Below are 26,240 nucleotides of genomic sequence, written 5' to 3'. Positions count from 1 at the left end.
CTGATCGCATGAGTGTTCCCGTGTTCCTGTCGGACGCGGCCGGCCAGGCGGCGGACACGATCGTCCTCGACGGGCCGGAGGGGCGGCACGCCGCCGCCGTACGCCGCCTGCGGCCGGGGGAGCGGATCGACCTGACCGACGGCGCGGGGCGGGTGGCCGAGTGCACGGTCACGGCGGCAGGCAAGGACTCGCTGACCGCCGAGGTGCTGCGCCGGTTCGAGGTCCCGCCGCCCCGCCCGAGGCTGGTGGTCGTCCAGGGCCTGCCCAAGGGCGACCGGGGCGAGCTCGCGGTCGAGATGATGACCGAGGCGGGGGTCGACGTGATCGTCCCCTGGGCCGCCTCCCGATGCGTGACCCAGTGGAAGGGCGACCGGGCCGCCAAGGGCCTCGCCCGCTGGCGCGGCACGGCACGCGAGGCGGCCAAGCAGGCCCGGCGCTTCCACCTGCCCGAGGTGACCGAGCAGGCCACGACCGCGGCGGTCGGCTCGCTCGTCTCGGCGGCGGCGCTCGCGGTCGTCCTGCACGAGGAGGCCGCTGAGCCGCTGAGCCGCCTGCCCCTGCCGGAGGAGCCGGGCGACATCGTGATGATCGTCGGCCCGGAGGGCGGCGTCACCGACGAGGAGATCGCCGCGTTGCGGGCCGCGGGAGCCACGCCGGCCCTGCTGGGGCCGACGGTGCTGCGGACTTCGACGGCGGGCGTGGCCGCGGCGGCCGTCCTGCTGTCCCGCTGCGGCCGTTGGTGAGAGCTAGCCGAGGAAGCTCACCTCGGGGAACGCGCGACTCGGCCCGTCGAACAGGCGGGTCTTGCGGCCCTTCAGCCGCAGGGCGAGGAACGCGGCCACGTAGGCACGCTGGGCCGCGATCGAGCGGGCCGGTCCGATGGTGCCGACGATCTCGGACGGCGTGCCCGGGCGGTCCGAGATCCGCGGGACCAGCGCCTGCAGGTCGGAGAAGGAGTAGTGCTTCGCTCCGGAGAGCCGCAGGTCGCGCTTCCAGCCCCGGCGCTGCTTCCTGAACGTCTCCCAGGAAGGGTCGTCCTGCTCGTCGGCGGCCAGTTGGAGGAACGGGCCGTCGAGGCCGCGCTCGGCCACCTCGCCCAGGAGCGAGCCGTCGAGGTTCACGCCCGCCTTGACCCGGTGGTCGGCGTACATCAGCCGCGCCGTCGCCGCGCCGCCCATCGAGAAGCCCATGGCCGCCATCCGGGCGGTGTCCAGGGCCCTGTACAGCCGGGAGGGCAGCCCGGTGTGCCGCGCGGTGATCACGTCGAGGACGAACCGCAGGTCCGCCACCCTGACGTCGAGGGCCTTCATCGCGTCGTCCATGCTGTCCGCCCGCACCCTGGCGTGCTCCAGCCGCCCGCCGGGGAACTCGACGGCGGACGCCTCGTAGGTGTGATCGACCGTGACGACCACGTAGCCGCGCGAGGCCAGGTCCTCCGCCGCGAGCGTGCCCAGCGAGCGCGGCACCATGTAGCCGGGGGAGTAGAGCACCACCGGGTAGCCCCCGGCCCTCGGCCGTACGGGCGCGTCCAGGCGGGCGTGCGTGCGGGTCGCCGCCCAGTCCACCTGGCCCGGCCGTACGCCGAGGAGGGCGGACGCCGACGTGGCGTCGAGGTCGGCGGCGACTGTCTCGCCTCTTTCGATCCTGATCGCTGTCGGTTGTGTGATCAGGATTCCAACGAGGAGGCGCGACGCCCTCCGGCCGTGTGACGATCTCCCGGTGCGACCCCCGGTGATCGGGCGAGCACCGGTCATACCTCAGGATGACCGGCGGGCCGGGTCAGGGCGAGGGCGTCTCGGTCGCCGAGTCGAGCGTGGCCGTCTCCGTGGGCGTCGCGCTCGGGGTGACCGTGGGCGCGGACGTCGTGGGCGGAGCCGTCGAGGGACGGCGCGAGGCCGAGGGCTTCACCGTGGGCGGCTGCGTCACCGACGTCGGCGAGCACGTCGGGGAGAGGGTTCCGTCGGGCTCGATCACCCCGGGCTGGGGGGTGGGTGTGACGCAGGGGTCAGACGGCGAGGGCGACGGCCGGGTGGTCACGCCCACCTTGTGGGTCGGGGACGGGGCGGGCCGTCCGCGGGACGGGCTCGGGGTGACGGGCACGATCACGACCGGATGCGAGGGCGCCGGGTTGGGCGGCCGGTTCACCGACGAGGTGTCCGTCTTATCCACTTGCTCGTCGCCGGCGGGGGCGATGCCCGTGGACTGCGCCACCTGGTCGCGCAGGCCGGGGACGACCATCACGACCGTGCCCGCCACGAGCACGGCCCCTGCGGCGGCCGCTCCGACGCGCCACCACAGCATGTTCCGCAGGCCGCGCAGACCGCGCTGGTCGATCCGCCCGCGGATGATTTCGAGTCCTTCGGGAGACGGCACGACCGAGTCCGCCTCCGCGCGCAGGGCACGGCGGAGCAACTCGCCGTACTCGTCGTCGGGAGGGAAGGTCATGAGAACTGCTCCAGTGCCATCCGTAGTGCGGCCATGCCGCGGGCCGTGTGACTCTTCACGGCGCCCTTGCTGATGCCCATCGCGTGTGCGATCTCGGCCTCCGACAGGTCGCCGTAGTAGCGCAGCACCAGCGCCTCGCGCTGGCGGGTCGGTAAGCCGCGGAGCGCTTCGATGACGGCCGAACGCTCCAGTTCACCGATCGCGCCGTTCTCCGCGCTCGGCGCGTCCGGCAGCCCCTTGGGCGCGTACTTCTCGACGACCGCGCGGTGCCGCAGCACGGAACGTGATCGGTTCACGACCGATTGACGAAGGTAGGCCAGTGCCTTGTCGGTGTCTCTCAGCCTGCGCCAGGCGCCATGAAGGGCGACGAACGCGTCCTGAACGACCTCTTCCGCGCTGGCCACGTCACGCACCAGCAGCACGGCGAGACGCACCAGTGACCGATAGTGAGCGCTGTAGAGCGCCGTAACGGCCATGTCGGCATCCCACCCGACGGGCACCGTCCCCAACGACCTGTCGGCCACGAGGGTCTCGGTGGTCACATCAATAGGACGCTCGTCATCCCCGGGGGGTTTACGTTCTTCCGAATCATGAGGGGGCATGGCCCAGCGGTGTCCTCGCCCGACACTAGGGGGGTTTTCTGGTGCAGTCTCGCACACTCACACTAGCCGGGGGGATCATTGCAGTCATCAACTACAGCCAACGGCTAGGCTTTCGCGCGTGAGCGACTGCCTCTTCTGCAAGATCGTGGCCAAGGAGGTCCCGGCGGACATCGTCCTGGAGGCCGGGCGGGCGCTGGCCTTCCGCGACATCAACCCGCAGGCCCCCACCCACGTTCTCGTCGTGCCCAAGGCCCACCACGAGAACGCCGCCGTGCTGGCGGCGGTCGACGACGGCCTGGCCGACGACCTGCTCAAGGCCTGCCACGCGGTGGCCGTGCAGGAGGGCGTGGCCGAGACCGGTTACCGGATCGTGTTCAACACCGGGCCGGGGGCCGGGCAGACGGTCTTCCACGTCCACGCGCACGTCCTCGGCGGCCGAGGCCTCACCTGGCCCCCCGGCTGAGCGGCTAGCATAAGAAGGAACTAGGGAGGCGATCAGGGCCGCAAGGGCCGCCCATGTCCGAGTCACAGCACATCCACAAGACCCAGGCCAAGGTAGTCATCCCCGAGGGGCAGCCGATGGTCAGCCTCCTCGGGTCGGGTGACGAGCTGCTGCGGGTCATCGAGGGCGCCTTCAGCGCCGACATTCACGTGCGGGGCAACGAGATCACGATCACCGGCAGTCCCGAGGAGAGCGGCGTCGTCGTCCGCCTCTTCGAGGAGCTGGTGGAGTTGGTCGGCTCGGGTGCCGAGCTGTCCCCCGACGCGGTCGAGCGCAGCATTCACATGCTGCGGCAGGCCACCGACCGTCCGGCCGAGGTCCTGTCCCTGGACATCCTGTCCTCGCGGGGCCGCACCATCCGCCCGAAGACGGTCAACCAGAAGCGGTACGTCGACGCGATCGACAGGCACACCATCGTCTTCGGTATCGGCCCCGCCGGCACCGGCAAGACGTACCTGGCGATGGCGAAGGCCGTGAAGGCCCTGCAGAACAAGCGGGTCAACCGGATCATCCTCACCCGCCCCGCCGTCGAGGCGGGGGAGCGGCTCGGCTTCCTGCCCGGCACGCTCTACGAGAAGATCGATCCGTACCTGCGGCCGCTGTACGACGCGCTGCACGACATGCTCGACCCCGATTCGATCCCCCGCCTGATGTCGGCCGGGACGATCGAGGTCGCGCCGCTCGCCTACATGCGCGGCCGGACGCTCAACGACGCCTTCATCATCCTGGACGAGGCGCAGAACACCTCGCCCGAGCAGATGAAGATGTTCCTGACCAGGCTCGGGTTCAACTCGAAGATCGTGGTCACCGGCGACGTGACCCAGATCGACCTGCCCGGCGGCCAGGACAGCGGCCTGAAGGTCGTGCAGCACATCCTCGAAGGCATCGAGGACATCCATTTCAGCAGGCTGACCAGCGCCGACGTCGTACGGCACAAGCTGGTGAGCGACATCGTCGACGCCTACGGCCGTTACGACGCCGCGATGGCGTCGGAGCCGCGCGCGATCAACAAGCGGCCGCGGAACAACCGGCGGTGAGCGCGACCATGACGGGTGAGGAGACCCCGTGAGCATCGAGGTGGCCAACGAGTCCGGCGTCGAGGTCGACGAGTCGGCGCTGGTCGAGCTGGCCGGGCACGTCCTCGGCCGGATGGGGATCAACCCGCTGGCCGAGCTGTCGATCCTGGTGATCGACGAGGCGGCGATGGCCGAGCTGCACGAGCAGTGGATGGGGGAGCCGGGCCCGACCGACGTGCTGGCCTTCCCCATGGACGAGCTGCGGCCCAACGTCGGCGGCCGGGACGAGGACGCGTCCCCCGACCCGGCGCTGCTCGGCGACGTGGTGCTGTGCCCCCAGGTGGCGGCCAAGCAGGCCGCCGAGGCCGGGCACAGCGCGCAGGACGAGCTGGAGCTGCTGTGCACGCACGGCATCCTGCACCTGCTCGGCTACGACCACGCCGAGCCCGAGGAGCACGCCGAGATGTTCGGGCTGCAGGACGAACTGCTCGGCGCCTGGCGGGAGGTGCGGCGTAAGCCGTGAGCAACGGCTGGCTGCTCTCCGCCGTCTTCCTGATCGTGGCCGGCGGCCTGCTGGCGAGCGCGGAGACGGCGCTGACCCGCATCTCCAGGGTGCGTGCGGAGGAGTTCGTCAAGGAGGGCCGGCGCGGCGCGGTCCGGCTGCAGGCGATCGTCGCCGACCCGCCGCGCTATCTCAACCTGGTGCTCCTGCTGCGTCTGAGCTGTGAACTCGTCGCGACGGTGATCACGACGCTGCTGTTCATCGACTGGCTCGGCGACCGCGGGCAGGCGTACGCCCTGGCGGCCGTGGTGATGATCCTGGTGAGCTACGTCATCGTCGGGGTCATGCCGCGTACGCTCGGCCGCCAGCACGCCGAGCCGGTGGCGCTGGCGAGCGCGCCCATCGTGTACGGCCTGACCCGGATCTTCGGCCCGCTGCCCGAACTGCTGATCCTGCTCGGCAACGCGCTCACCCCGGGCAAGGGCTTCCGCGAGGGCCCGTTCACCTCCGAGGCCGAGCTGCGCGATCTCGTCGACCTGGCCGAGCAGCGCCGGGTCATCGAGCCCGACGAGCGGGAGATGATCCACTCTGTCTTCGAGCTCGGCGACACGCTGGTGCGCGAGGTCATGGTGCCGCGCACCGACATGGTCTTCATCGAGCGCGGCAAGACGCTGAGCCAGGCGCTCTCGCTGGCCCTGCGCAGCGGGTTCTCCCGCATCCCCGTGGTGGGGGAGAACGAGGACGACGTGGTGGGCATCGCCTACCTCAAGGACATCGTCCGCCGCATCCAGGACACCGGCGACGACGGCGTGCGGGTGGACGAGCTCATGCGCCCCGCGACGTACGTGCCGGAGAGCAAGCCGATCGACGAACTGCTGCGCGAGATGCAGGCGCGGCAGATCCACCTCGCCATCGTCATCGACGAGTACGGCGGCACCGCCGGCCTCGTCACCATCGAGGACGTCATCGAGGAGATCGTCGGCGAGATCGCCGACGAGTACGACCAGGAGGCCCCCCGGGTCGAATGGCTGGACGACGGGGCGGTGCGGGTGACCGCGCGGCTCCCGGTCGACGAGCTCGGCGAGCTGTTCGACGCCGAGATCGAGGTCGAGGACGTCGACACGGTCGGCGGCCTGCTGGCGCACGCCCTGGGCCGGGTGCCGATCGCGGGCTCGGAGGCGGTGGTCGGCGGCCTGCGCCTGACGGCCGAGAACCTGGCGGGGCGCCGCAACCGCATCAGCACGGTCGTCGTGCGCCGCGAGGAGCCCGCGACGGGCGACGAGGTCGTGGCCGCCGGCGCCGACCACGAGTGACCCGTCGCCGTCCGGGACTGCAAGCGTCTTTCAACCGAGCTGCAAGCGCGCCCGGCCACTGTTGTCCCAGGCGCTCAGAAGGGGTTCGGGGCGCCTCGTTGGGGAGTCCGGCGCGCCGGGAGGGGGTTCGCGGCGCACCGGAGCCTCCCATGGGGGATCCGTAATCGGTGCGGGGCTCTCACCCGGCTCGGGTGGGAGCCCCGTATCGATGAGGACTCCGTATCGATTACGCAATGTGATTACCCGCTCGCGGTCCGGGGAAGGAAACCTCCGGCAAAGCGGGGAGGCGGGTATGCGCATCGTCCACGCGGCCGTCGCGGGCTGCCTGGTCCTGGCGACCGGTGCCTGCGGCACGGGCCGGGTCACGTACGCCGCCGTCCGGGTCTCCGGCAAGGCGGCGGACGCGAACCGTCCGCGGACGGTGCTCGGCAGGATGGACGGCCTTCCCGAGGGGTTCTTCAGCCACGCGCGGGCGCCCTGGCGTCCGCCGTTCCGTCCCCGCGCCCGCGCGTGCCGCCTGCTGTTCGACGCGGCCGCGGGCAGGCCCCCGCGTGAGGGGCTCAGCGGCACGACCGCCGCCACCTACCAGGGCGCGCACGCGGGCGAGCTCGCCGGGGTCGGCGTCGCCGTCTACGACGGCGGCGAGGCGGCCGGGCACCTCGCCGCGCTCCGCGACGCCCTCTCCCACTGCGCGACGGCCGACGGCGGCACGCCGTACGACCGCTTGGCGGCCGCGCGGACGTCGCTGCCCGGCGTCGGCGGCCCGGACGCGGCGGGCCGGGCCCTGTCCGGGAGGGTCGGCGGCTACCCCTACCGCATGCACGTGGTCGTCGCCCGCTCCGGCCACACGTTGATCGCGCTCGTGCACGCGGGCCTGACCCCGCCCGACCCGGCCCGCACGGCCGAACTGACACGGCTGCTCGTCCGCGAGGTCGGTACGCTTGACGCGTGACACAGACGCTGGACCCCGAGGACAACAAGATCATCACGCTGGCCAGGTCGGCGCGGGCGCGCGGCGGCACCCCCGAGGGCGCCGCGGTGCGCGACGAGACCGGCCGGACGTACGCCGCGACCACGGTGGCGCTGCCCTCGCTCCGGCTCTCGGCCCTCCAGGCGGCCGTGGCCATGGCCGTGTCCAGCGGGGCGAAGGCCCTCGAGGCGGCGGCGATCGTCACCGAGGCCGACGACCCGGCCGAGCAGGACCTGGCCGTCATCGAGGACATGGGCAACGGCACGCTGTTCCTGGCCGGCCCGGACGGTTCGCTGAAGGGCCGGTACATCTGACGTGGACGCCGAATCGAGCGGTTTCCGTGCGGGCTTCGCCTGCTTCGTCGGCAGGCCCAACGTCGGCAAGTCCACGCTGATGAACGCCCTGGTCGGCACCAAGGTGGCGATCACCTCGTCCAAGCCGCAGACCACGCGGCGGGCCATCCGCGGCATCGTCCACCGGCCGGACGCCCAGCTGGTGATCGTGGACACCCCCGGGTTCCACCGTCCCCGCACGCTCCTGGGGGAGCGGCTGGACAGCCTGGTGCTGTCCACGCTCACCGAGGTCGACGTGATCGGGTTCTGCGTCCCGGCGAACGAGCCGATCGGCAAGGGCGACCGGTTCATCGTCGACAAGCTCGCCGCCGTCAAGAAGACCCCGGTGGTGGCGGTCGTCACCAAGTGCGACCTGGCCACCCGCGAGCAGGTCGCACACCAGCTTCTCGCGGTGTCCGCGCTGGCCGAGTTCGCAGAGATCGTCCCGGTGTCCGCGCAGGGCGGCGAGCAGCTCGACGTCCTCGCCGACGTGCTCGTCAAGCGGCTGCCGGAGTCGCCCCCGCTGTACGCCGGCGGGGAGCTGACCGACGAGCCCGAGCAGGTGCTGGTCGCCGAGCTGATCCGGGAGGCGGCGCTGGAGGGCGTGCGCGACGAGCTGCCCCACTCGATCGCGGTGGTCGTGGAGGAGATGCACCCCCGGGAGGGCCGCGACGACCTCCTCGACGTGTACGCCCACATGTTCGTCGAGCGCCCCTCGCAGAAGGCGATCGTGATCGGCCCGGGCGGCACGAGGCTCAAGGACGTGGGCACCCGCGCCCGGCAGCAGATCGAGGGGCTGCTCGGCACCCGCGTCTACCTCGACCTGCGGGTCAAGGTCGCCAAGGAGTGGCAGCGCGATCCCAAGCAACTGCGGCGTCTCGGCTTCTACGACTGACGGCCGTCACCGGCGGCGCAGCAGCGCGGCGGCGGCCAGGACGGCCAGCGCGACCGAGGCCAGCAGGCCGGCGAACCAGCCGTACTGGATCGTCGGGTGCACCCGCAGCAGCCCGGAGATCTGGAAGTCGAGCCGGCCCACGAGGTCGCGCGGGTCGGCGAGGAACATGGCCAGCGCGAAGGCGGCCACCGCACCGGGCAGGATCGCCAGCCCGGTGAACAGCCAGTTTCGCGTCGCGCCGAGCACGCCGAGCAGCATCGCCGTGATCCCGGCGCCCAGCACGAACCAGCCGGGGCCCGCGTCCACGCCGCGCACGGCGTGCGTGAGCGACGCGTCGAGGATGCCGAACTCGGCGGTGAGGCCCGCCCACGGGAGCAGCGCGGTCACGGCCAGCGCGAACCCCGCGACGAACACGCCGGCGGCCCGCAGGACGCCGGCCACGCTGGTGCCTCGCCGCGGCCTGCCGGGATGCTGCGTGGGTTCCGACACGATCACCAGGCTACGGCCCGAGGCGGCCGGTTTCAGCCCTTGCGTGCCTCGGAGCCGGTCCGGGCCGGTCGGCGAGGCGTCGGGCGCCGGGGCGGCACCAGGGGTGGCACCGGGGGTGGCGGGGTTCAGCCATCGGGAGCCGAGGTGGCAGGTGGGGTGGTCGGTGGGGAGGCGGCCGCGGCCTCCTCGCCGCGCCGCAGCCGCTCCCTGAGCTGGACCGCGTCCGCGCCGAGCGCGCAGACCTGCACGCCCGGACCGGCCAGCGGCAGCGCCGCCCAGCCGTCCCCCAGGGCGGCCCGCCGCTCGCGTTTGACGTCCGGCACGGCGGGCGGGGCCCAGGCGGGTCCCGCGATCAGGGTCGAGCCCACGCACCGGGCCTCTCCGTAGACGGCCGGGCTGCCGTCCACCGCCTCCTCGCCCACCAGGAGGTCCTGGCGGAGCAGGGGCCGTCCGGCCACCGTCGCGTCGAACCGCGCGCGGCCGCGTCCCGGCCGTTCGCCGTGCCGCCCGAAGACGATCTCCTCCCGCCAGAAGACCGTGGCGTCCTCGGCGAGCGAGAGCCGTACGACGAGGCGGTGGACGCATCCGGCGGCGAGGACGGTCGGCTCGGGGGAGAAGTGCAGGGTGGCGCCCGCGCCGACCCGCGCCCGGACGACCATGACCGAAGGGGTGTCCGCGAGACCCGGCAGCACCAGCGTGGCGCCCACCGAGCGGACCTCCAGCGAAGTGCCGGGGGCGACGTCCACGCCGAGTTCGAGGTGGTCCCCGCGCAGCGGGCCGGCGCCCGTCGAGACGAGGTGGACCCGCCGCGGACCGGTCTGCCGCAGCGTCAGCGGTGGGTCGGACCGCAGCGTCTCCAGCCGGGTCCGGCCTCCGCCCGCGGCCTCCGTCCTGATCAGCGCATGCGCGGTGACGGCCGTCATGCCGGTCAGGACGCCGGAGCCTGCCGGGCGGCGCTCTGGGCGGCGCTCTGGACGGCGCTTTGGACGGCGTGGTGGTGCGGCTCGCCGTGCTCGCGCCGCCAGGCGTCGACCATGTGCGTCACCCACTCCGCCACGCTGTGCGCGCCTCTGTCCTCTCTGATCGACGTGAACAGCACGGGCTTGCCGTCCCGCACGGCCGCGGCGTCGCGGGACATCACGGTCAGGTCGGCGCCGACCATCGGCGCGAGGTCGGTCTTGTTGACGACGAGCAGGTCGGCCGAGGTCACCCCCGGTCCGCCCTTGCGCGGCACCTTGTCGCCGCCCGACACGTCGAGCACGAAGATCTGCCGGTCGGCCAGGCCCCGGCTGAACGTGGCGGTGAGATTGTCGCCGCCGCTCTCGACGATCACGAGGTCGAGCGGCCCGAACCGCTCCTCCAGCGTCTCGACGGCGTCCAGGTTGGCCGCGATGTCGTCGCGAATGGCGGTGTGCGGGCAGCAGCCGGTCTGCACGGCGAGGATCCGCTCGGGGTCGACGACCCCCGCACGGCGCAGGAAGTCGGCGTCCTCGGTGGTGTAGATGTCGTTCGTCACGACCCCGAGCCGCAGCGACGGCCCGAGACTGCGGCACAGCGCCGCCACCAGGGCGGTCTTGCCGCTGCCGACCGGCCCGCCGATGCCGAGGCGGAGCGCCCGCCCGTGTGGTTCGGCCGCGTCGTGGAGGTCGTCGTGGTGAGCGCCCATGCGGGTACCTGCTCTTTCTCGTGCGGTGGCCGGTGCGGAGACGTCAGGAGACGAAAAGCTTCATCGGGTTGGTCAGGTGTCCCTCCGCCAGGAGGTCGAGCGCGGGCGCGCTGTGCCCCGGCAGCGCGTGCCATCGCGCCTGCCAGGCCAAATGCCGCCCAGGGTGCCGCCCAGGGGGCTGTCCAGGCTGCTGTCCCGGATGCCGTCCCTGGTGGTGTCCCTGGTGGTGCCCCGCCTCGCACCCGTCCGGCTCGTCGTCCGCCGGGACCGCGTCGTCGAGCGACGCGCAGGCGACGTGGGCCGCGTCCTCGAGTGCGGGGGCGAGATCGGCGAGCAGGCGGTGCACGGTGACCGGGTCGAGGCCGAGGAGCCGCACGGCCGCCGTGGCCGGGCCGGTGACCGAGGTGTAGGCGGCGGCCAGCGCGGCCTGGCGGGGTGTGCAGCCCGCCGAGGCCGCCGCCGCGCCGAGCGCGACGGGGTGATGCGGGCCCTCCGGCACGGCCCGCGCGAGCGCGTCCAGGGCGGCCGATGGCCACATCCGCCGGGCCGTGCGCAGCAGGAGCCGCCCCTGGGTGCGGGCGGCCTCCCGCTGGGCGGGCGAGGCGGTCCTGGCGTCGGCCTCGGCGTCCAGCCGCCGCCACAGCGGAACGCCGTCCGCGGCGTCATCCGCGGGCGGCGCCCCCGGGTCACCGGCGCCGCGAAATTCTCGGTCGGCGCTGCCGCCGCCGTCGACGGCGGCCAGCTCGCACGCGGCGGCGGCGAGGGCGGCGGTGACGAGTCCGGCGGTGGCGAGCCTGCCGCGCAGGAACCGCGCCAGGTCGCCGGCGCCGGTGACCGCGCCCCGCCGTACGGCCTCCTCCACGCCGCCCGAGTGGGCGTGCCCGCCCGCAGGCAGCCGCGAGTCGGCCAGCAGCAGCAGCGCCGCGTCGCCGTTCATCTCAGAAGAGGAAGTAGCGCTGCGCCATCGGCAGCGACTCGGCCGGGGCGGGCTCGATCAGCTCGCCGTCCACGTGTACGGCGAAGGTGTCGGGGTCCACCCGGATGTCCGGCAGGGCGTCGTTGAGGGGCATGGCGTCCTTGCGCCGGGCGCGTACGTCGGCCACGGGGACCAGCCGCCTGCCCACGGCCAGGCGGTCGGCCAGGCCGTCCTCCACCGCGAGCGGCGCGACGAAGTGCAGCGAGGTCGCCGCGGCGGTGGCCGGGGCCGCGCCGAACATCGGCCGGGGGAGCACGGGCTGCGGCGTCGGGATCGACGCGTTCGCGTCGCCCATCTGCGCGTACGCGATGACGCCGCCCTTGACGACGAGGTCCGGCTTGACCCCGAAGAAGGCCGGGCTCCACAGGACGAGGTCGGCGAGCTTGCCGGGCTCCACCGAGCCGATCTCCGCATCCAGGCCGTGGGCGATCGCCGGGTTGATCGTGTACTTGGCGACGTAGCGGCGGGCGCGGAGGTTGTCGGCCGGGCCGTCGCCCGGCAGCGCGCCGCGACGCCGCTTCATCACGTGGGCCGTCTGCCAGGTACGGATGATCGTCTCGCCGACCCGGCCCATGGCCTGGGAGTCCGAGCCGATCATCGAGATCGCGCCCATGTCGTGCAGGACGTCCTCGGCCGCCATCGTCGTCGGCCTGATCCGCGACTCGGCGAACGCCAGGTCCTCCGGGATGGCGGGGTTGAGGTGGTGGCACACCATGAGCATGTCCAGATGCTCGTGGTGGGTGTTGACGGTGTGCGGCCGGGTCGGGTTGGTGGAGGACGGCAGCACGTTGGCGTGGGAGGCCACCGTGATGATGTCCGGAGCGTGGCCGCCTCCCGCGCCCTCGGTGTGGTAGGCGTGGATCGCCCGGCCGCCGATCGCCCGCAGGGTCGACTCCACGAACCCCGCCTCGTTCAGCGTGTCGGTGTGGATGGCGACCTGCACGCCGGTGGCGTCGCACACCCGCAGGCACGCGTCGATGGCGGCCGGGGTGGTGCCCCAGTCCTCGTGCAGCTTGAAGCCCGACGCCCCGGCCCTGAGCTGTTCGAGCAGCCCCTCCTCGCTGACCGTGTTGCCCTTGCCGAGCAGGGCCACGTTGACCGGGTAGGCGTCCAGTGACTCCAGCATCCGGCCGAGATACCAGGTCCCGGTCACGGTGGTGGCCTTCGTGCCCTCGGCGGGCCCTGTGCCGCCGCCGACGACCGTGGTGACGCCCGAGGCGAGCGCCTCGTCGAGGATCTGCGGGCAGATCAGGTGGACGTGGGAGTCGACGGCGCCCGCCGTGACGATCTTTCCGTTGGCCGCGAGGATCTCGGTGGACGGGCCGATGACGAGGTCCGGGTGGACGCCGTCCATGGTGTCGGGATTGCCGGCCTTGCCGATGGCGGCGATCCGGCCGTCGCGCACGCCGATGTCGGCCTTGACCACGCCCCAGTGGTCGAGGATCACCGCGCCGGTGATGACGAGGTCGGCCGCGCCCTCGGCCCTCGTGGTGCGCGCCTGCCCCATCGACTCGCGGATGACCTTGCCGCCGCCGAACACGGCCTCGTCGCCCGCCCCGGCGGGCCCCATCGACAGGTCCTCGGTCACCTCGACGTACAGGTCGGTGTCGGCCAGGCGCACCCGGTCACCGGTGGTCGGGCCGTACAGCGCGGCGTAGCGGGAGCGTTCGACGCTAGACATCGGTCCTCCCGTCGAGGGGCCCGGCCCACTCGGGACGAAGGCCCGGTACGACCCGGTGGCCGGCGATCGGGACCAGCGTGACGTCGCGCTCCACTCCGGGCTCGAACCTGACCGCGGTGCCCGCCGGGATGTCGAGGCGGGTGCCCCAGGCCGCCTCGCGGTCGAACTTCAGGCCGGGGTTGGCCGCGGCGAAGTGGTAGTGCGACCCGACCTGCACCGGCCGGTCGGCCGTGTTGACGACTCTCAGGGTGATCCGCTCCCTGCCGGGGTTCAGCGGCACGTCGCCGTCGCCGCACACGATCTCGCCGGGCGTGCTCATGTGATGGGGTTGTGGACGGTGACGAGCTTGGTGCCGTCGGGGAAGGTGGCCTCGATCTGGACGGACTCCAGCATCTCGGGCACGCCCTCCATGACGTCCTCGCGCCGCAGGACCTTGCGGCCGGCGTCCATCAGGTCGGCGACGCTGCGGCCGTCGCGGGCGCCTTCCAGGAGGAAGGACGCGATGAGGGCCGTCGCCTCCGGATGGTTGAGGCGAAGGCCGCGCTCCTTGCGCTCGCGGGCCACGCCCGCGGCGACGTGGATGAGGAGCCGTTCCTGTTCGTGTGGAGTGAGCCGCATGGCGGGACGATAAGTACCCGGCGTTTCCCCCGCGTTACCCGCTGATTTCGTCTGCGTATCCGGACGGCGGTGAGCCTTCGCTAATGAGTTGTTAACCGCCGGGATTTCGGCGGGAAATACCGCGCGCTCACCTTGACGGCAGACGGATCGGCGCGGGGACCGTAGCGGCAAGGGAGAGGCATTTGCGTAACTCATTATGGCGCACTGGAGCGGCGTTCACGCTCGCGGCCGTGACGCTCGCGGCCTGTGCCGGGCAATCGCCCACGAATGACACATCGGCCTCGTCTGGCGGCTCCGACACCATCAAGGTGGGCATTCTTCACTCGCTCAGCGGCACGATGGCCATCAGCGAGGTCACGGTCAGGGACGCGGAACTGCTCGCGATCGAGGAGATCAACGCGGCGGGCGGCGTGCTGGGCAAGAAGCTGGAGCCCGTCGTGGAGGACGGCGCGTCCGACTGGCCGACCTTCGCGGAGAAGGCCACCAAGCTCATCGCGCAGGACAAGGTCGCCACCGTCTTCGGCGGCTGGACGTCGGCGAGCCGCAAGGCGATGCTCCCCGTCTTCGAAAAGCGCAAGGCGCTGCTGTGGTATCCGGTCCAGTACGAGGGACTGGAAAGCTCGCCGTACATCTTCTACACGGGCGCGACGACCAACCAGCAGATCGTCCCGGGGCTCGACTATCTGAAGGAGAAGGGCAAGAAGAAGCTCTTCCTCGTGGGCAGCGACTACGTCTTCCCGAGAACCGCGAACAAAATCATCAAGGCGTACGCCGCGGCGAACGGGATGGAGGTCCTCGGCGAGGAGTACACCCCGCTCGGGCACACCGAGTACAGCACGCTCGTCAACAAGATCGTCGAGGCGAAGCCGGACGCGGTCTTCAACACCTTGAACGGCGACAGCAACGTCGCGTTCTTCAAGCAGCTCAAGAGCACCGGGATCAGCGCCGACCAGATGCCGGTCATGTCGGTGTCCGTGGCCGAGGAGGAGGTCAGGGGCATCGGGGTCGACAACGTCGCCGGGCACCTGGTGGCCTGGAACTACTACCAGACGACCGACACCCCGGCCAACGAGAAGTTCGTCGCCGCGTTCAAGGCGAAGTACGGCGCGGACAAGGTGACCTCCGACCCGATGGAGGCCGGATACAACGCCGTCTACCTGTGGGCCGAGGCCGTCAAGAAGGCCGGGACCACCGACGTGGAGGCCGTCAAGAAGGCCGCCGGCGGCGTGTCCCTGGACCGCCCCGAGGGCAAGGTCACCATCGACGGCGACAACCAGCACGTCTACAAGACCGCGCGCATCGGGGTCGTCCAGCCGGACGGCCAGATCAAGGAGGTCTGGAACTCCGGCGAACCGATCAAGCCGGATCCCTACCTCAAGACGTACTCCTGGGCCGGCGGCCTGGTCTGACGGCCGACATGGAGGGAGTGCTCAACCAACTGCCGATCGGGCTGTCGATCGGAGCGGTCCTGCTGCTGATCGCGCTGGGCCTGACGTTCACGTTCGGGCAGATGGGCGTGGTCAACATGGCCCACGGCGAGTTCATCATGGCGGGGGCCTACACGGCCTACCTGCTCCAGGGCGTGGGCTTCCTGATCGCCCTGCCGGCCGCGTTCGTGGTCGCCGGGCTCATGGGCCTGGTCCTGGAGCGCACGCTGATCCGGCGTTTCTACGGCCGCCCGCTCGACACGCTGCTGCTCACCTGGGGCGTCAGCCTGATGCTCCAGCAACTGGCCCGGGACCTGTTCGGGGCGCCGAATGTGCAGGTCGCCTCGCCCGCCTGGCTGCGCGGCGGCATCGGGATCCTGCCGTACAACCGGCTGTTCATCATGGCGCTCGCCGCGGCGTCCGTGCTCGCGATCTGGGCGTACATGAACAGGACCGGGCAGGGGCGGCGCATGCGGGCGGTGATGCAGAACAGGAGACTCGCGGCGACGAGCGGCATCGACACCGGGCGGGTCGACCAGCGGACGTTCTTCATCGGCTCGGGGCTCGCCGGGGTCGCGGGGGTCGCCCTCACGCTGATCGGACCGGTCGGCCCGACGCTCGGGACGTACTACATCGTGGACGCGTTCCTCGTGGTCGTCGCGGGCGGCCTGGGCCAGCTTCGGGGCGCGGTGCTGGCCGCGGCCGGCCTCGGCCTGCTGAACTCCTACGCCGAGTTCTGGAGCGACGCCAGCCTCGCCAAGGTGGTGGTCTTCGTGGCGATCGTCGGCTTCCTGCAGGTCCGGCCGCAGGGGCTGTTCTTCGTCCGGTCGCGGGCGCTGACATGACGGCGCCGGAGCAGTCCGTACGCCGATGGCAGGGCCCGGCGGTGTTCTCGGCCGTGGCGGTGCTCGCCCTGGTGGCGGCGCCGCTGCTGCTGGAGCCGTTCCGCCTGGGCCTGCTGGCCAAGTATCTCTGCTACGCGATCGTGGCGCTGGGCATCGGCCTCGCCTGGGGACAGGGCGGCATGCTCACGCTCGGGCAGGGGGTGTTCTTCGGCCTCGGCGGCTACGCGATGGGCATGTATCTCAAGCTCAACGACGCCGCCGGGGACCTGCCCGACTTCATGGTCTGGAGCGGGGTGGAGAAGCTGCCGGCGCTGTGGAAGCCGTTCGGCAACCCGGTCTTCGCACTGGCCATGGTCGTCGTGCTGCCTGCCGCGGTCGCGCTGCTGCTCGGCGCGCTGGTGTTCCGCCAGCGCGTACGCGGGGCGTACTTCGCGATCCTCACCCAGGCGCTGGCGGCGGCGCTGGTGATCCTGCTGGTCGGGCAGCAGGGGCTGACGGGCGGCACGAACGGCCTGACCAACTTCTTCGACTTCTTCGGCCACGACGTGGCGGCCGACGAGACCCAGCGCGGCCTCTACCTGCTCGTCGCGGTCGTGCTCGGGGCGCTCTACCTGGGCGCCAGGCAACTCGTCCGCAGCCGGTTCGGACGGCTGCTGCTGGCGGTCAGGGACGGCGAGGACCGCGTGCGCTTCCTCGGCTACTACCCGGCCACCGTGAAGACGCTGACCTTCGCCGTCTCGGCGGGCATGGCCGGCATCGCGGGGGCGCTGTTCGTGCCCGTGGTCGGCATCATCTCGCCGGCCCTGCTCGGTGTCGTCCCCTCGCTCGAACTCGTCGTCGCGGTGGCGGTCGGCGGCCGGTTCGCGCTGGCCGGCGCGGTGCTCGGCGCGGTCGTCATGGGATACGCGCGGACGTACTTCAGCGAGGAGCTTCCGGACGCCTGGCTCTACCTGCAGGGCGCCCTGTTCGTGCTCGTCATGACGCTGGCGCCCAAGGGCATCGCGGGCCTGGCCGCCAATCTCGTACGGAGAAGGGAGGTGCGGGCGTGACCGAGGCGCTACCGGAGACCGCGTTACCGGAGACCGCGTTACTGGAAATCAGGGGTCTGGAGGTCGCCTTCGGCGGCTTCCGCGCGCTCGACGGCGTGGACCTGACCGTCGGCCGGGGTGAGCTGCGCTTCCTCATCGGGCCGAACGGCGCGGGGAAGACCACCCTCATCGACGTGATCACGGGCCTGACCAGGCCCACCGGGGGCTCGGTGCGGTTCGAGGGGCACGACCTCGTGGGCCGCAGGGAGCACGAGATCGTCCGGCTCGGCGTGGGCCGCACCTTCCAGACCTCGGTGGTCTTCGAGGAGCTCACCGTGCTGGAGAACCTCGACCTGGCCGCGTCGTTCCGCCGCCCGCTGTGGTCGCTGCTGCGGCGCAGGCGCGGGGTGTCGGAGGAAGTCACGGCGGCGCTGGAGACGACCGGCCTGGCCGGGCTGGCGGGCAGCAGAGCCGGGGTGCTGTCCCACGGGCAGCGGCAGTGGCTGGAGATCGGCATGCTGATCGTCCAGCGGCCCCGGCTGCTGCTGCTCGACGAGCCGGTCGCCGGCATGTCGTCCGGCGAGCGCGAGCGCACCGGCGAACTGCTCACCGAGGTCGCCCGCGACCACACCGTGGTCGTGGTCGAGCACGACATGGACTTCCTGCGCCGCTACGCCTCCCAGGTCACCGTGCTGCACGAGGGCAGGGTGCTGACGGAGGGCTCGGTCGAGCAGGTGCGGGCCGACCCGCGCGTACAGGAGATCTACTTGGGACGGGCGCGGGAGGGTGCCGAGGATGCTGTCCGTTGAGGGACTGGAGTCGGGGTACGGCCGGGCCCGGGTGCTCTTCGGCGTCTCGCTGGAGGTGCCGGCCGGCCGCCTCGTCTGCGTGATGGGCCGCAACGGGGTCGGCAAGACGACCCTGCTCGACACCGTCATGGGCGTGCTCCCGGCGACCGGCGGGAGGGTGACGTTCGAGGGCAGGGACGTCACCCGGCTGCGCCCGGACCAGCGCGTACGGCTCGGCATGGGCTACGTGCCGCAGGGTCACGACACGTTCCCCCAGCTCAGCGTGATGGACAACCTCCTGGTCACGCTGGAGGCGTCCGCGCACCGGGACCGGGCGGCGCTGGAGGAGGCCCTGGAGGTCTTCCCCCGGCTCAAGCCGCTGCTCAAACGGCCGGCGGGCTTCCTGTCCGGCGGCCAGCAGCAGCAGCTCGCGATGGCCCGGGCCCTGGTCACCCGGCCGAAGCTGCTGATCCTGGACGAGCCGACCGAGGGCATCCAGCCGTCGATCATCCTGGAGATCGAGGAGGCCGTCGAACGCCTGCACGCGACCGGTCTCGCGATCCTGCTGGTGGAGCAGTACCTGGACCTCGCGCTGCGACTGGCCGACGGGTTCGTGATCCTCGACGCCGGGCGGGTCGTCAGGTCCGGCCCCGCACGGGAGCTCCAGGACGAGGAGGTCCACCGGCTTTTGTCCGTCTGACCTCGGCGCCTACCCTGGAAGGGAGGAAGCGATCGCACGTGTGAACGCCTTTGGCCGCGCCGGAGGCTCCGCGCCGCAGGAGCGGCTGGGGCCGTCCGGACCCGGCACTGCGCACGGCCCGACCGCTTCCTCCGTCGTCTCCGGCGACGCCGCCGCGAGGCGGGGCAGGATGGGCGAACCTGTCGAGCCGCCACGGCAGATCAACCGTGGAATCAACGGCCTCAAGCAGGGGTCAACCAGCGCGCCCGGCCTCGATCCGGACTCGCCGGACGTGGCCGAGTATCACCGTGACGATGAGCTCCGGGCGGTCCCGGTGGATGTGGTGCCCCGCATGCTCCGCGACGACGTGTACGGCGTTCGAGGACAGCCGCACCAGGTCGGCCTGAAGCGGAGACCAGACGGAGAAGAAGCGGCGCTGTTCCTCGACCGCCTTCATGTCGGTGCCCGGCGGTTCGTCCGGGCTGGAAGAGACCACGGTGAGCGGAATCGCCCCCAGGCTTGGCGCCCGGCGGCGGACCTGCCCGGGGTTGACGGTGATCGCGGCCGCCGCCTCACACAACTCCGTGCGGCGTTGCCGATCGCTGAGGTCGAAGGCGATCGTGGTGGAGAGGAGCTTCGACGGCAGGCGCCGGGCCTCGGCTGCGCGGCGGGCGCGGTCGCTCCATCCGGCCTCGAAAGCCAGGCGCCGAAGTCCCAGCGGCGTCAGGCGCGAGCGCAGCATTTCCAGGGCGATCATTGTTCTCGTCCGGTGCAGCAGGCGGATCTGCTCGGGATGGCTGGAGTCGACGAGGACGACCGCTGCCACGGCGTCGGGTCTTTCGGCTGCGAACAGCCGGACGATGTTCCCTCCGGCTGAATGCCCCACCAGAACGTACGGGGGAGCGATCCCCGCCTGGTCCAGCGCGCGCCGCAGGTCACGGGCGGCTCCCAACGCCGTTGCCGCCCACGGAGACGGGTCGCTCCACCCGAGTCCGGCGCGGTCGTACAGGACAACCGACGACTCCACCGCCAGTTCGGGTAACAGCGCTGCCCAGTTCAAACCCGGCTCACCCAGCCCGGGCACGATCACGACGGTCGGCGAGCCTGTGCCCGCGGTCCACAGATGGATCCTGCGGCCGCCGACGTCGGCCATACGTCCGGGGGGAGGAAACCGGCGGCGATCATGCCAGGCTCCGTAGGTCTGGTAGACGGCGCTCATGGCGGCCCCGGCGATCGCTCCCGAAACGAGCCCGGCCAGCGCCTTGACGATGATCCTCTTGCTGCGGATCGAGCGCTTCATCACGCTATTCGTACGTGAATCCGGTCACCAGATCAATGACGAGCGAAAAGAGCAGTCAGATGTCGAGCTGCCACTGGTGCCAGGTGTCGAAGACCTCGAAGCCCATCGCCTCGTTGATCGCCAGCATGTGCGGGTTCGCGACGGAGTTCCACGTGATCACACGCTCGGCGGACGGCTCGCACGCACGGAACCAGGTGATGTTGGCGAGCTTGAGCACCAGGCCGAGCCGCCGGCCGCGGTGCGGCGCGAGGACGGTGGTCGAGCTCTGACGGGCCCATCCCTCCGGCCGCTCGGCGTCCACCACGAGCTGGGTGAACCCCGCCGGCTCGCCGCTGGCCGTGTGCCGGGCGATCATCGTGTACGTCCGCTGGCCCGCCCGGGCGAGCATCTCCTCGCGGGCGCGCACGCGGTCGGCGGTCCACCGCTGGTCCTCCATCGCGAGGTCGCCCAGTGGCTCGTCGTTCATGCCCTCCGCCAGGCAGGCCATGTCGCCGAGCAGGTCGTCGGGAGTCGGCCCGGCCCACCGTTCGAGCGAGTAGCCCGTGGCGTGCCGTACGGCGCGGGCGCGGAGGAGTTCGAGGCCGGACCAGTCGGCCGTACGCAGGTCGAGCACAAGCCGGGTCTCGGTGGAGGCGGGGGAGAATCCGCGGGCCTTGGCGAACGCCGCGCCAGGACCGTCCGCCACGGCCTCGGCGATCAGGACCCGCCTGCCCTCGTCGCGCGCCCGGGCGATCGCGTGGTCGAGCAGCGCGACGCCGATTCCCTCGCGCCTGCGGCCCGGATGCGTCATCAGCCGGAGCAGGGCGAGATGGGTGTTGTCGTCCTGAGGGAAATGGAGGATGTGGCCGCCGACGACCTGGTCACCGCCGACCTGGCGGCCGGTGATCTGGCTGCCGTCGCACGCCACCCACGCCTCGGCCCGCTCGCCGCCGGACCCGCTCCGGACGCTCGCCGTGAAGTGCCGCCACGACATCGCCGGACCCGGATGGTCGCATGCGCGCGCGATGCCGTACAGACCGGCCAGAGGGGAGTGCCCCGCCGGGCCGTCCGGGGCGTCTTCCCCCTGATCGGCGTCGTTCTCGATGGGGGCGACGCGCTTCATGTGCATGCCGACAAGAATTTCGCACCCCTTGTCAGGAGCGCGACTGATTTTCACATCGTGGAACGGCGGTGGGTGAGGGCTCTATTGCATGTAGTTCTCGACCTCGTCGACCGGGCGGGGGGAGGCGAAGTCGGGGTCCTCGCCCACATCGCGCCGGGCGCGGCGCTGGCGCAGCAGGTCCCAGCAGCGGTCGAGCTGCTCCTCCAGCGAGGCGATCCTGTTGTGCTCCTCGTCCGAGGTCAGCTCACCCGCGACCAGTCGTTCGCGCAGGGAGTGCTCCTCGTCGACCAGGTCGCTGATCCGCTTCAGGATCTCGTCGTCCTTCATGTGGCCTCCTTCGTCACGAGTCACCCTAACCTGGTGCTCCGTCTCGGAATGTGATCGGGTGTCTCGTCCGGCTGAGGGCGTCTGCTAGTCTGCTTGGCATGCTGCGCGGACTCCTTCTTATCCGCCGCGGCGAGGGCCTGTAAGAGGCCGGCTCCCTCGCCGCGGTGCGAGAGGCATGCGCGTCGGCCGCCCTGGTTTCATCCAACGGCGCCCCCTTCCTAACGAATCGACGGCAACGTCGTGCCCGGGGCTCGCCGTGCGCCCGACGAGGAGCAACCATGAATGAGCAGCAGCCCAGCCCCATGCCGTTCCACCGCTACACGCCGTTCGAGCCGGTACGGCTGGCCGACCGCACCTGGCCCGACAAGGTCATCACGGAGGCGCCGCGCTGGTGCGCGGTGGACCTGCGCGACGGCAACCAGGCGCTGATCGACCCGATGGACTCCGACCGCAAGCTGAAGATGTTCGACCTGCTGGTCAGGATGGGCTACAAGGAGATCGAGGTCGGCTTCCCCGCCGCGTCGCAGACCGACTACGACTTCGTCCGCCAGATCATCGAAGAGGGGCGCATCCCCTCCGACGTGGTCATCCAGGTGCTGACGCAGGCCCGGCCCGAGCTGATCGAGCGGACCTTCGAGGCGCTGCGCGGCGCCCGCCAGGCGATCGTCCACCTGTACAACTCCACCTCCACCCTCCAGCGCCGGGTCGTCTTCGGCCAGGACAGGGACGGCATCACCGCGATCGCCGTCGAGGGCGCCAAGCTGTGCAAGAAGCTGGCGGCCGAGATGGAGGGCACGGAGATCTACTTCCAGTACTCGCCCGAGTCCTTCACCGGCACCGAGCTGGAGTACGCCGTCGAGGTCTGCAACGCCGTCAACGACGTGTGGCAGCCCACCCCCGACCGCAAGGTGATCGTCAACCTGCCGGCGACGGTCGAGATGGCCACCCCCAACGTGTACGCCGACCAGATCGAGTGGATGCACCGCAACCTGGCGTACCGGGACTCGGTCGTGCTGTCGCTGCACCCGCACAACGACCGCGGCACCGCCGTCGCCGCCGCCGAGCTGGGCTACATGGCCGGCGCCGACCGCATCGAGGGCTGCCTGTTCGGCAACGGCGAGCGGACCGGCAACGTCTGCCTGGTCACGCTGGGGATGAACCTGTTCTCGCAGGGCGTCGACCCGGAGATCGACTTCTCGGACATGGACGAGATCCGGCGCGTGGTCGAGCACTGCAACCAGCTGCCCGTGCACCCCCGCCACCCGTGGGGCGGCGAGCTGGTCTACACGGCCTTCTCCGGCTCCCACCAGGACGCCATCAAGAAGGGCCTCGAGCACCTGGAGCGCGACGCGGTCGCCGCCGGCGTGCCGGTCGACCAGTTCACCTGGGCCGTGCCGTACCTGCCGATCGACCCCAAGGACATCGGCCGCACGTACGAGGCCGTGATCCGCGTCAACAGCCAGTCGGGCAAGGGCGGCGTCGCCTACATCATGAAGGCGGACCACCAGCTCGACCTGCCGCGCCGCCTGCAGATCGAGTTCTCCCGCGTCATCCAGGCCCGTACGGACGCCGAGGGCGGCGAGGTCACGGCCGCCGAGATGTGGGAGCGGTTCGCCGACGAGTACCTGCCGAACCCGGCGAGCCCCTGGGGCCGCCTGGGCCTGCTGGCCCACCGGCACACCTCCACCGTGGACGACAAGGACGCGATCAACGCCGACGTGCGGGTCGACGGCCAGATCAGGGAGATCGAGGGCGTCGGCAACGGCCCCATCTCGGCCTTCTGCGACGCGCTGGAGAACATCGGGGTGCCGGTGCGGGTCCTCGACTACACCGAGCACGCGATGAGCGCGGGCGCCGACGCCAAGGCCGCGTCGTACGTGGAGTGCGAGGTCGGCGGGCCGAACGGCACGCAGGTCCTGTGGGGCGTCGGCATCGACGCGAACACGACGAGCGCCTCGCTCAAGGCCATCATCTCCGCCGTCAACCGCGCCACCCGCGCCTGACAGCCCCCTGAATCTCGCAGTGATGCGGCAGGACCTGCGGTCTCACTGCCCGTGACCTTGCACAAAAGCGCAAGCGTATGACCTGACCGGCCCAAAAGGCTGTCGGAAACACGCGAAAGGCGGCAACCGGGAGATCCCCGACTGCCGCCTTTCGCATGTCTCGTTCTTCTCAGGTACTCCGGTCAGAACGATGGGTACGCATACGCAAAGTAGCGTACCGGTGACGGATTGGTGGGACCGCTTCGGTTAGCCTGAGGGCATGGCGGACGAGGTCGTCAGCGTGGGAGTACGGGAACTGCGCGACCGGCTTGCGCACTATCTGGAGCTGGTCCAGGCGGGAAACACGGTTGAGATCACGGAGAGGGGGCGGCCGGTGGCACAGCTCACCGCATTGCCGCACGAACGTGTCGTCACGGACCGGCTCGTCGCGGAGGGCCGCATGAAGCTGCCCGAGGTGGAGATCGACTGGGCGGCCTGGCATGCCCTGCCCTCGGAATCCGGAACGCCTCTGCCCAGCGAAGTGCTGGCGGAGCTCAGGGTGGAGGAAGGGTGATCTACCTGGACTCTTCGGCGCTGGTCAAGCTGGTCGTCCGGGAGGAGGAGACGGCGGCGCTCGAAAAGTGGCTGGCGGCACAGGCCGGGGCGGTGGTCGCCTGCGAACTCGCCCGGACCGAGGTGGTCCGGGCGGTGCGGGCCTCCGGACCTCAGGCGGTCTCCATGGCGAAGGCGTTGATGGCCCGGCTGAGGACGTTGCCCGTGGACACACCGCTCCTCGACGCGGCCGCGGAGATCGGGCCGTCCCGGCTGCGGACCCTCGACGCCCTTCACCTGTCCGCCGCGCAGCTGCTGGAGCGGGCTCTCGACTGGTTTGTGGCCTACGACAAGCGGCTGCTCGCGGCGGCCGAAGAGGCGGGCCTCCCCATCGCCGCACCCGGCTTAAACGGGGCCGGGCCCGGGTAGAGCGGGATTCCCATGGCGTGAGCGTGCGCGGGAGCAGCGCTGCCCTCGCCCGAGGCGGCGGGGTGGGGGCGCTTGGCGGCCTGATATCTTTCACGAGTAAAACACTTGAGAAAGAATTGGGGATCATGAGGCCGGCGATGCGAGGGCGGCTGCCGTTGCGGGGAGTGTTCCGGATCGGCGGGCTGGGGGACGTCTGGCACAAGCACGCGCTCAGCGCGGTCGTCGCCCTCGCCGTGCCGGACACGGTCCTGCTCCTGCTGGACCGCCTGGACCTGGCCGTCTACACCTCCGCCGGAGCCATGTGCGCCCTCTACGCGCACGGCCTGCCGTACCGGGTCCGGGCGCGGACCCTCCTCGGCGTCGCGACGGGCATGGTCGCCAGCGTGGGTGTCGCGCTCACCGCGGCCGGGCTCACTCGGTCGGCCCCCGTCCTGGTCCTGGTGGCGGCGCTGCCGGCCGCCGCGCACAAGGTGGCGTGCGACGCCGCCCGGATCGGGCCGCCGGGGAGCCTGATCTTCACCTTCATGAGCGCGACCTGCGCGTTCCTGCCGCAGCGGCTCGAAGAGATCCCCCTCCACCTCGCTCTCGTCGCGGCCGCCGCGGCGCTCGCCTGGCTGGTCTGCATGGCGCCCGCGCTCGTACGGCCCGAAGGGCCCCAGCGCGCGGCGGTGGCCCGCGCCCTGGAGGCGGCCGTACGGCTCGCCCATGCGGAGGGTCCGGCGGCCGCCCGCGCCCGGCACGACGCGGCGGCGGCGGTGAACGCGGCCTGGCACACGCTGCTCCCATCACCCGAGGGAGCGGGCAGGCGCGCGCTCGAACGCCTCCTGGCCCGGGTGGAGGCGTCCCTCCCCGCCGTGTCCCGGGACGAGGCGGCCCGCTTCGCGAGCTGGGCGGCCGAGGTGCGACGCAACCGCCCGGTGCCCGAGGTGAGTCTCGGTGAGACGGGGGCCGCCGGGCTCGCGGGCATCGCGCTGGAACGGGCGGCGCCGGGCGGGCCCGGCCCGCTGCGCATGTTCCACCCCGCCTCGCCGCTGTTCCCGATCGGCGTACGCGTCGCCGTCGGGTCCGCCCTCGCCGGGCTGGTCTCGCTGGCGGTGGGAGTCGGCCACCCATACTGGGCGGTGGTCACGGCCGCGTCCGTCTTCCAGGCCAACGCCACGCTGTCGTGGCAACGGGCCCTGCAGCGCGCCCTCGGCAGCGTGGTCGGCCTGCTCGTCTTCACGGCGCTGCTGCCGGTCGGCCGTACGGGCGCGCTCGCCCTCGTCCTGCTCACGCTGGCCCTGCAGTTCTGCACCGAGGCGCTGATGACTCGCAACTACTGGCTGGGCACGGTGTGCGTGACGCCGATGGCTCTCCTGCTCACCGAGCTGCCCGGTTATCAGCCCGCGTGGCGGCTGATCAGCGACCGCTGGCTGGACACGGCCGTGGGCGTCGCGGCGGGCCTGCTCGGCTGCCTGCTGGTGACCAACCGCCGCAGCGCCGGACGGATCGACGCGGCGCTGCGGCGCGTGGCCGACGCCCAGGCGGCTGCCCGGCGTCTGCTGGCGGTCGGCGCCGATGAGCCGGCGGAGACCGTGCGGGTCCGCGGCACGCTCGTCGACGACCTGGTGGAGCTGCGCCGGGCCGCCGACGTGGCGGCCGGCGAGTGGTGGCAGCGCGCGCTGCCGGAGGAGCAGGTCGCCCGGGCCGAGCACGAGGGGCACCGCCTGCTGGCGAGGCTGGCCGCACCGGCTCGGGATAGAGTCGGCTGCGAACGGACCCAGGGCTGAGGAAT

General features: G+C 71.8%; 30 protein-coding genes. 17 read left to right on the top strand and 13 right to left on the bottom strand.

The genetic code is table 11. From position 1 onward, the window contains the following. Positions 1–8 precede the first annotated feature (8 nt). The gene (locus QSK36_RS16010; RefSeq protein ID WP_285782941.1) at positions 9–743 is read left to right on the top strand and encodes a 16S rRNA (uracil(1498)-N(3))-methyltransferase; all 735 of its coding nucleotides are present in this window, start codon (positions 9–11) and stop codon (positions 741–743) included. Positions 744–746: 3 nt separating this feature from the next. Here QSK36_RS16010 and QSK36_RS16005 read toward each other — a convergent pair whose 3' ends face one another. The 3 genes from QSK36_RS16005 to QSK36_RS15995 form a co-directional block, all read right to left on the bottom strand. After that, a complete protein-coding gene (locus QSK36_RS16005) occupies positions 747–1,565 on the bottom strand; it encodes an alpha/beta hydrolase family protein (RefSeq protein ID WP_285782940.1) in 819 nt (272 codons plus the stop codon). Between the two features lie 214 nt (positions 1,566–1,779). After that, positions 1,780–2,445: a hypothetical protein gene (locus QSK36_RS16000; RefSeq protein WP_183538951.1), complete on the bottom strand. Its 666-nt coding sequence runs from the start codon at positions 2,443–2,445 to the stop codon at positions 1,780–1,782. Further along, complete coding sequence (locus tag QSK36_RS15995) at positions 2,442–2,921, bottom strand: SigE family RNA polymerase sigma factor (protein WP_111697223.1); 480 nt, start codon at positions 2,919–2,921, stop codon at positions 2,442–2,444. The genes QSK36_RS16000 and QSK36_RS15995 overlap by 4 nt, the downstream gene beginning before the upstream one ends. Before the next feature lie 244 nt (positions 2,922–3,165). On the opposite strand from QSK36_RS15995, the gene QSK36_RS15990 reads away from it, so the two are divergent. The 7 genes from QSK36_RS15990 (at position 3,166) to era (ending at position 8,577) form a co-directional block, all read left to right on the top strand. Further along, on the top strand, positions 3,166–3,510 hold the full coding sequence (locus tag QSK36_RS15990; RefSeq protein WP_285782939.1) for a histidine triad nucleotide-binding protein: 345 nt from the start codon (positions 3,166–3,168) through the stop codon (positions 3,508–3,510). A 53-nt stretch (positions 3,511–3,563) separates the two neighbouring features. Continuing rightward, positions 3,564–4,586 (top strand): PhoH family protein, encoded by a 1,023-nt coding sequence (locus QSK36_RS15985; protein ID WP_139579476.1) that lies wholly within the window; start codon positions 3,564–3,566, stop codon positions 4,584–4,586. A 28-nt stretch (positions 4,587–4,614) separates the two neighbouring features. Beyond that, positions 4,615–5,088 (top strand): rRNA maturation RNase YbeY, encoded by a 474-nt coding sequence (gene ybeY / locus QSK36_RS15980; protein ID WP_079312172.1) that lies wholly within the window; start codon positions 4,615–4,617, stop codon positions 5,086–5,088. Beyond that, the gene (locus tag QSK36_RS15975) at positions 5,085–6,380 is read left to right on the top strand and encodes a hemolysin family protein (protein ID WP_183538955.1); all 1,296 of its coding nucleotides are present in this window, start codon (positions 5,085–5,087) and stop codon (positions 6,378–6,380) included. Before ybeY ends, QSK36_RS15975 begins: the two co-directional genes overlap by 4 nt. Before the next feature lie 292 nt (positions 6,381–6,672). After that, positions 6,673–7,332, top strand: a complete 660-nt coding sequence (locus tag QSK36_RS15970) for a hypothetical protein (RefSeq protein ID WP_285782938.1) — start codon at positions 6,673–6,675, stop codon at positions 7,330–7,332. Beyond that, positions 7,329–7,664, top strand: coding sequence for a cytidine deaminase-like protein (locus QSK36_RS15965; protein ID WP_285782937.1), 336 nt, complete (start codon positions 7,329–7,331; stop codon positions 7,662–7,664). Before QSK36_RS15970 ends, QSK36_RS15965 begins: the two co-directional genes overlap by 4 nt. Position 7,665: 1 nt before the next feature. Beyond that, on the top strand, positions 7,666–8,577 hold the full coding sequence (era, locus tag QSK36_RS15960) for a GTPase Era (protein ID WP_139579480.1): 912 nt from the start codon (positions 7,666–7,668) through the stop codon (positions 8,575–8,577). Between the two features lie 6 nt (positions 8,578–8,583). On the opposite strand, the gene QSK36_RS15955 is transcribed toward era, so the two are convergent. The 7 genes from QSK36_RS15955 to QSK36_RS15925 form a co-directional block, all read right to left on the bottom strand. Continuing rightward, positions 8,584–9,066: a hypothetical protein gene (locus tag QSK36_RS15955; RefSeq protein ID WP_139579481.1), complete on the bottom strand. Its 483-nt coding sequence runs from the start codon at positions 9,064–9,066 to the stop codon at positions 8,584–8,586. A gap of 125 nt (positions 9,067–9,191) precedes the next feature. Further along, positions 9,192–9,989 (bottom strand): urease accessory protein UreD, encoded by a 798-nt coding sequence (locus QSK36_RS15950; RefSeq protein WP_285782936.1) that lies wholly within the window; start codon positions 9,987–9,989, stop codon positions 9,192–9,194. A gap of 5 nt (positions 9,990–9,994) precedes the next feature. Further along, positions 9,995–10,732: an urease accessory protein UreG gene (gene ureG, locus QSK36_RS15945; protein WP_285782935.1), complete on the bottom strand. Its 738-nt coding sequence runs from the start codon at positions 10,730–10,732 to the stop codon at positions 9,995–9,997. Positions 10,733–10,775: 43 nt separating this feature from the next. Then, entirely contained in the window at positions 10,776–11,669 is an 894-nt protein-coding gene (locus QSK36_RS15940; protein ID WP_285782934.1) for an urease accessory protein UreF, read from the bottom strand. Position 11,670: 1 nt separating this feature from the next. Next, entirely contained in the window at positions 11,671–13,389 is a 1,719-nt protein-coding gene (locus QSK36_RS15935; RefSeq protein ID WP_183538964.1) for an urease subunit alpha, read from the bottom strand. Next, on the bottom strand, positions 13,382–13,708 hold the full coding sequence (locus tag QSK36_RS15930) for an urease subunit beta (RefSeq protein WP_183538972.1): 327 nt from the start codon (positions 13,706–13,708) through the stop codon (positions 13,382–13,384). The genes QSK36_RS15935 and QSK36_RS15930 overlap by 8 nt, the downstream gene beginning before the upstream one ends. Then, on the bottom strand, positions 13,705–14,007 hold the full coding sequence (locus QSK36_RS15925; protein ID WP_139579487.1) for an urease subunit gamma: 303 nt from the start codon (positions 14,005–14,007) through the stop codon (positions 13,705–13,707). The genes QSK36_RS15930 and QSK36_RS15925 overlap by 4 nt, the downstream gene beginning before the upstream one ends. A 182-nt stretch (positions 14,008–14,189) precedes the next feature. Here QSK36_RS15925 and urtA point away from each other — a divergent pair, with 182 nt between their 5' ends. The 5 genes from urtA to urtE are packed head-to-tail and all read left to right on the top strand — an operon-like array spanning position 14,190 to position 18,795. Then, positions 14,190–15,416 carry an urea ABC transporter substrate-binding protein gene (gene urtA, locus QSK36_RS15920; RefSeq protein WP_183538974.1) on the top strand — a complete coding sequence of 409 codons (1,227 nt, stop codon included), beginning with the start codon at positions 14,190–14,192 and terminating at the stop codon, positions 15,414–15,416. A gap of 8 nt (positions 15,417–15,424) precedes the next feature. Then, on the top strand, positions 15,425–16,279 hold the full coding sequence (urtB, locus tag QSK36_RS15915) for an urea ABC transporter permease subunit UrtB (RefSeq protein WP_183538976.1): 855 nt from the start codon (positions 15,425–15,427) through the stop codon (positions 16,277–16,279). Next, a complete protein-coding gene (urtC, locus tag QSK36_RS15910) occupies positions 16,276–17,328 on the top strand; it encodes an urea ABC transporter permease subunit UrtC (RefSeq protein WP_285782933.1) in 1,053 nt (350 codons plus the stop codon). The genes urtB and urtC overlap by 4 nt, the downstream gene beginning before the upstream one ends. After that, the gene (urtD, locus tag QSK36_RS15905) at positions 17,325–18,116 is read left to right on the top strand and encodes an urea ABC transporter ATP-binding protein UrtD (RefSeq protein WP_183538980.1); all 792 of its coding nucleotides are present in this window, start codon (positions 17,325–17,327) and stop codon (positions 18,114–18,116) included. The genes urtC and urtD overlap by 4 nt, the downstream gene beginning before the upstream one ends. Then, entirely contained in the window at positions 18,103–18,795 is a 693-nt protein-coding gene (urtE, locus tag QSK36_RS15900) for an urea ABC transporter ATP-binding subunit UrtE (protein ID WP_079312194.1), read from the top strand. The genes urtD and urtE overlap by 14 nt, the downstream gene beginning before the upstream one ends. 232 nt (positions 18,796–19,027) lie before the next feature. Here urtE and QSK36_RS15895 read toward each other — a convergent pair whose 3' ends face one another. The 3 genes from QSK36_RS15895 to QSK36_RS15885 all read right to left on the bottom strand — a co-directional run bounded on the left by QSK36_RS15895 (position 19,028) and on the right by QSK36_RS15885 (position 21,503). Beyond that, positions 19,028–20,074 (bottom strand): alpha/beta fold hydrolase, encoded by a 1,047-nt coding sequence (locus QSK36_RS15895; protein WP_285782932.1) that lies wholly within the window; start codon positions 20,072–20,074, stop codon positions 19,028–19,030. Between the two features lie 55 nt (positions 20,075–20,129). Beyond that, positions 20,130–21,182 carry a GNAT family N-acetyltransferase gene (locus QSK36_RS15890; protein WP_285782931.1) on the bottom strand — a complete coding sequence of 351 codons (1,053 nt, stop codon included), beginning with the start codon at positions 21,180–21,182 and terminating at the stop codon, positions 20,130–20,132. A 75-nt stretch (positions 21,183–21,257) separates the two neighbouring features. Then, entirely contained in the window at positions 21,258–21,503 is a 246-nt protein-coding gene (locus tag QSK36_RS15885; protein ID WP_183538988.1) for a DUF2630 family protein, read from the bottom strand. A gap of 278 nt (positions 21,504–21,781) precedes the next feature. Between QSK36_RS15885 and leuA the strand changes: the two genes are divergently transcribed. The 4 genes from leuA to QSK36_RS15865 all read left to right on the top strand — a co-directional run bounded on the left by leuA (position 21,782) and on the right by QSK36_RS15865 (position 26,235). Then, the gene (gene leuA / locus QSK36_RS15880) at positions 21,782–23,506 is read left to right on the top strand and encodes a 2-isopropylmalate synthase (protein ID WP_183538989.1); all 1,725 of its coding nucleotides are present in this window, start codon (positions 21,782–21,784) and stop codon (positions 23,504–23,506) included. 259 nt (positions 23,507–23,765) lie between these two features. Continuing rightward, positions 23,766–24,059 (top strand): type II toxin-antitoxin system Phd/YefM family antitoxin, encoded by a 294-nt coding sequence (locus QSK36_RS15875; RefSeq protein WP_183538991.1) that lies wholly within the window; start codon positions 23,766–23,768, stop codon positions 24,057–24,059. Beyond that, entirely contained in the window at positions 24,056–24,466 is a 411-nt protein-coding gene (locus QSK36_RS15870) for a type II toxin-antitoxin system VapC family toxin (RefSeq protein ID WP_285782930.1), read from the top strand. Before QSK36_RS15875 ends, QSK36_RS15870 begins: the two co-directional genes overlap by 4 nt. 125 nt (positions 24,467–24,591) lie before the next feature. Continuing rightward, positions 24,592–26,235, top strand: coding sequence for an FUSC family protein (locus QSK36_RS15865; RefSeq protein ID WP_285782929.1), 1,644 nt, complete (start codon positions 24,592–24,594; stop codon positions 26,233–26,235). Positions 26,236–26,240: the final 5 nt, after the last annotated feature.

Origin of the sequence: Microbispora sp. NBRC 16548, assembly GCF_030268985.1 — a bacterium.
Lineage (GTDB): Bacteria > Actinomycetota > Actinomycetes > Streptosporangiales > Streptosporangiaceae > Microbispora > Microbispora catharanthi.
Note: the sequence above shows the minus strand (reverse complement) of the source record. Positions and strands in the feature narration are given on the sequence as shown.

Coding starts and splice junctions, on each gene's coding strand:
- QSK36_RS16010 (WP_285782941.1), top strand. CDS start 9: ATGAGTGTTCCCGTGTTCCTGTCGGACGCGGCCGGCCAGGCGGCGGAC.
- QSK36_RS16000 (WP_183538951.1), bottom strand. CDS start 2,445: ATGACCTTCCCTCCCGACGACGAGTACGGCGAGTTGCTCCGCCGTGCC.
- QSK36_RS15995 (WP_111697223.1), bottom strand. CDS start 2,921: ATGGCCGTTACGGCGCTCTACAGCGCTCACTATCGGTCACTGGTGCGT.
- QSK36_RS15985 (WP_139579476.1), top strand. CDS start 3,564: ATGTCCGAGTCACAGCACATCCACAAGACCCAGGCCAAGGTAGTCATC.
- QSK36_RS15970 (WP_285782938.1), top strand. CDS start 6,673: ATGCGCATCGTCCACGCGGCCGTCGCGGGCTGCCTGGTCCTGGCGACC.
- QSK36_RS15950 (WP_285782936.1), bottom strand. CDS start 9,989: ATGACGGCCGTCACCGCGCATGCGCTGATCAGGACGGAGGCCGCGGGC.
- ureG (WP_285782935.1), bottom strand. CDS start 10,732: ATGGGCGCTCACCACGACGACCTCCACGACGCGGCCGAACCACACGGG.
- QSK36_RS15940 (WP_285782934.1), bottom strand. CDS start 11,669: ATGAACGGCGACGCGGCGCTGCTGCTGCTGGCCGACTCGCGGCTGCCT.
- QSK36_RS15935 (WP_183538964.1), bottom strand. CDS start 13,389: ATGTCTAGCGTCGAACGCTCCCGCTACGCCGCGCTGTACGGCCCGACC.
- QSK36_RS15930 (WP_183538972.1), bottom strand. CDS start 13,708: ATGAGCACGCCCGGCGAGATCGTGTGCGGCGACGGCGACGTGCCGCTG.
- QSK36_RS15925 (WP_139579487.1), bottom strand. CDS start 14,007: ATGCGGCTCACTCCACACGAACAGGAACGGCTCCTCATCCACGTCGCC.
- urtB (WP_183538976.1), top strand. CDS start 15,425: ATGGAGGGAGTGCTCAACCAACTGCCGATCGGGCTGTCGATCGGAGCG.
- urtC (WP_285782933.1), top strand. CDS start 16,276: ATGACGGCGCCGGAGCAGTCCGTACGCCGATGGCAGGGCCCGGCGGTG.
- urtE (WP_079312194.1), top strand. CDS start 18,103: ATGCTGTCCGTTGAGGGACTGGAGTCGGGGTACGGCCGGGCCCGGGTG.
- QSK36_RS15895 (WP_285782932.1), bottom strand. CDS start 20,074: ATGAAGCGCTCGATCCGCAGCAAGAGGATCATCGTCAAGGCGCTGGCC.
- QSK36_RS15890 (WP_285782931.1), bottom strand. CDS start 21,182: ATGCACATGAAGCGCGTCGCCCCCATCGAGAACGACGCCGATCAGGGG.
- QSK36_RS15885 (WP_183538988.1), bottom strand. CDS start 21,503: ATGAAGGACGACGAGATCCTGAAGCGGATCAGCGACCTGGTCGACGAG.
- leuA (WP_183538989.1), top strand. CDS start 21,782: ATGAATGAGCAGCAGCCCAGCCCCATGCCGTTCCACCGCTACACGCCG.
- QSK36_RS15875 (WP_183538991.1), top strand. CDS start 23,766: ATGGCGGACGAGGTCGTCAGCGTGGGAGTACGGGAACTGCGCGACCGG.
- QSK36_RS15865 (WP_285782929.1), top strand. CDS start 24,592: ATGAGGCCGGCGATGCGAGGGCGGCTGCCGTTGCGGGGAGTGTTCCGG.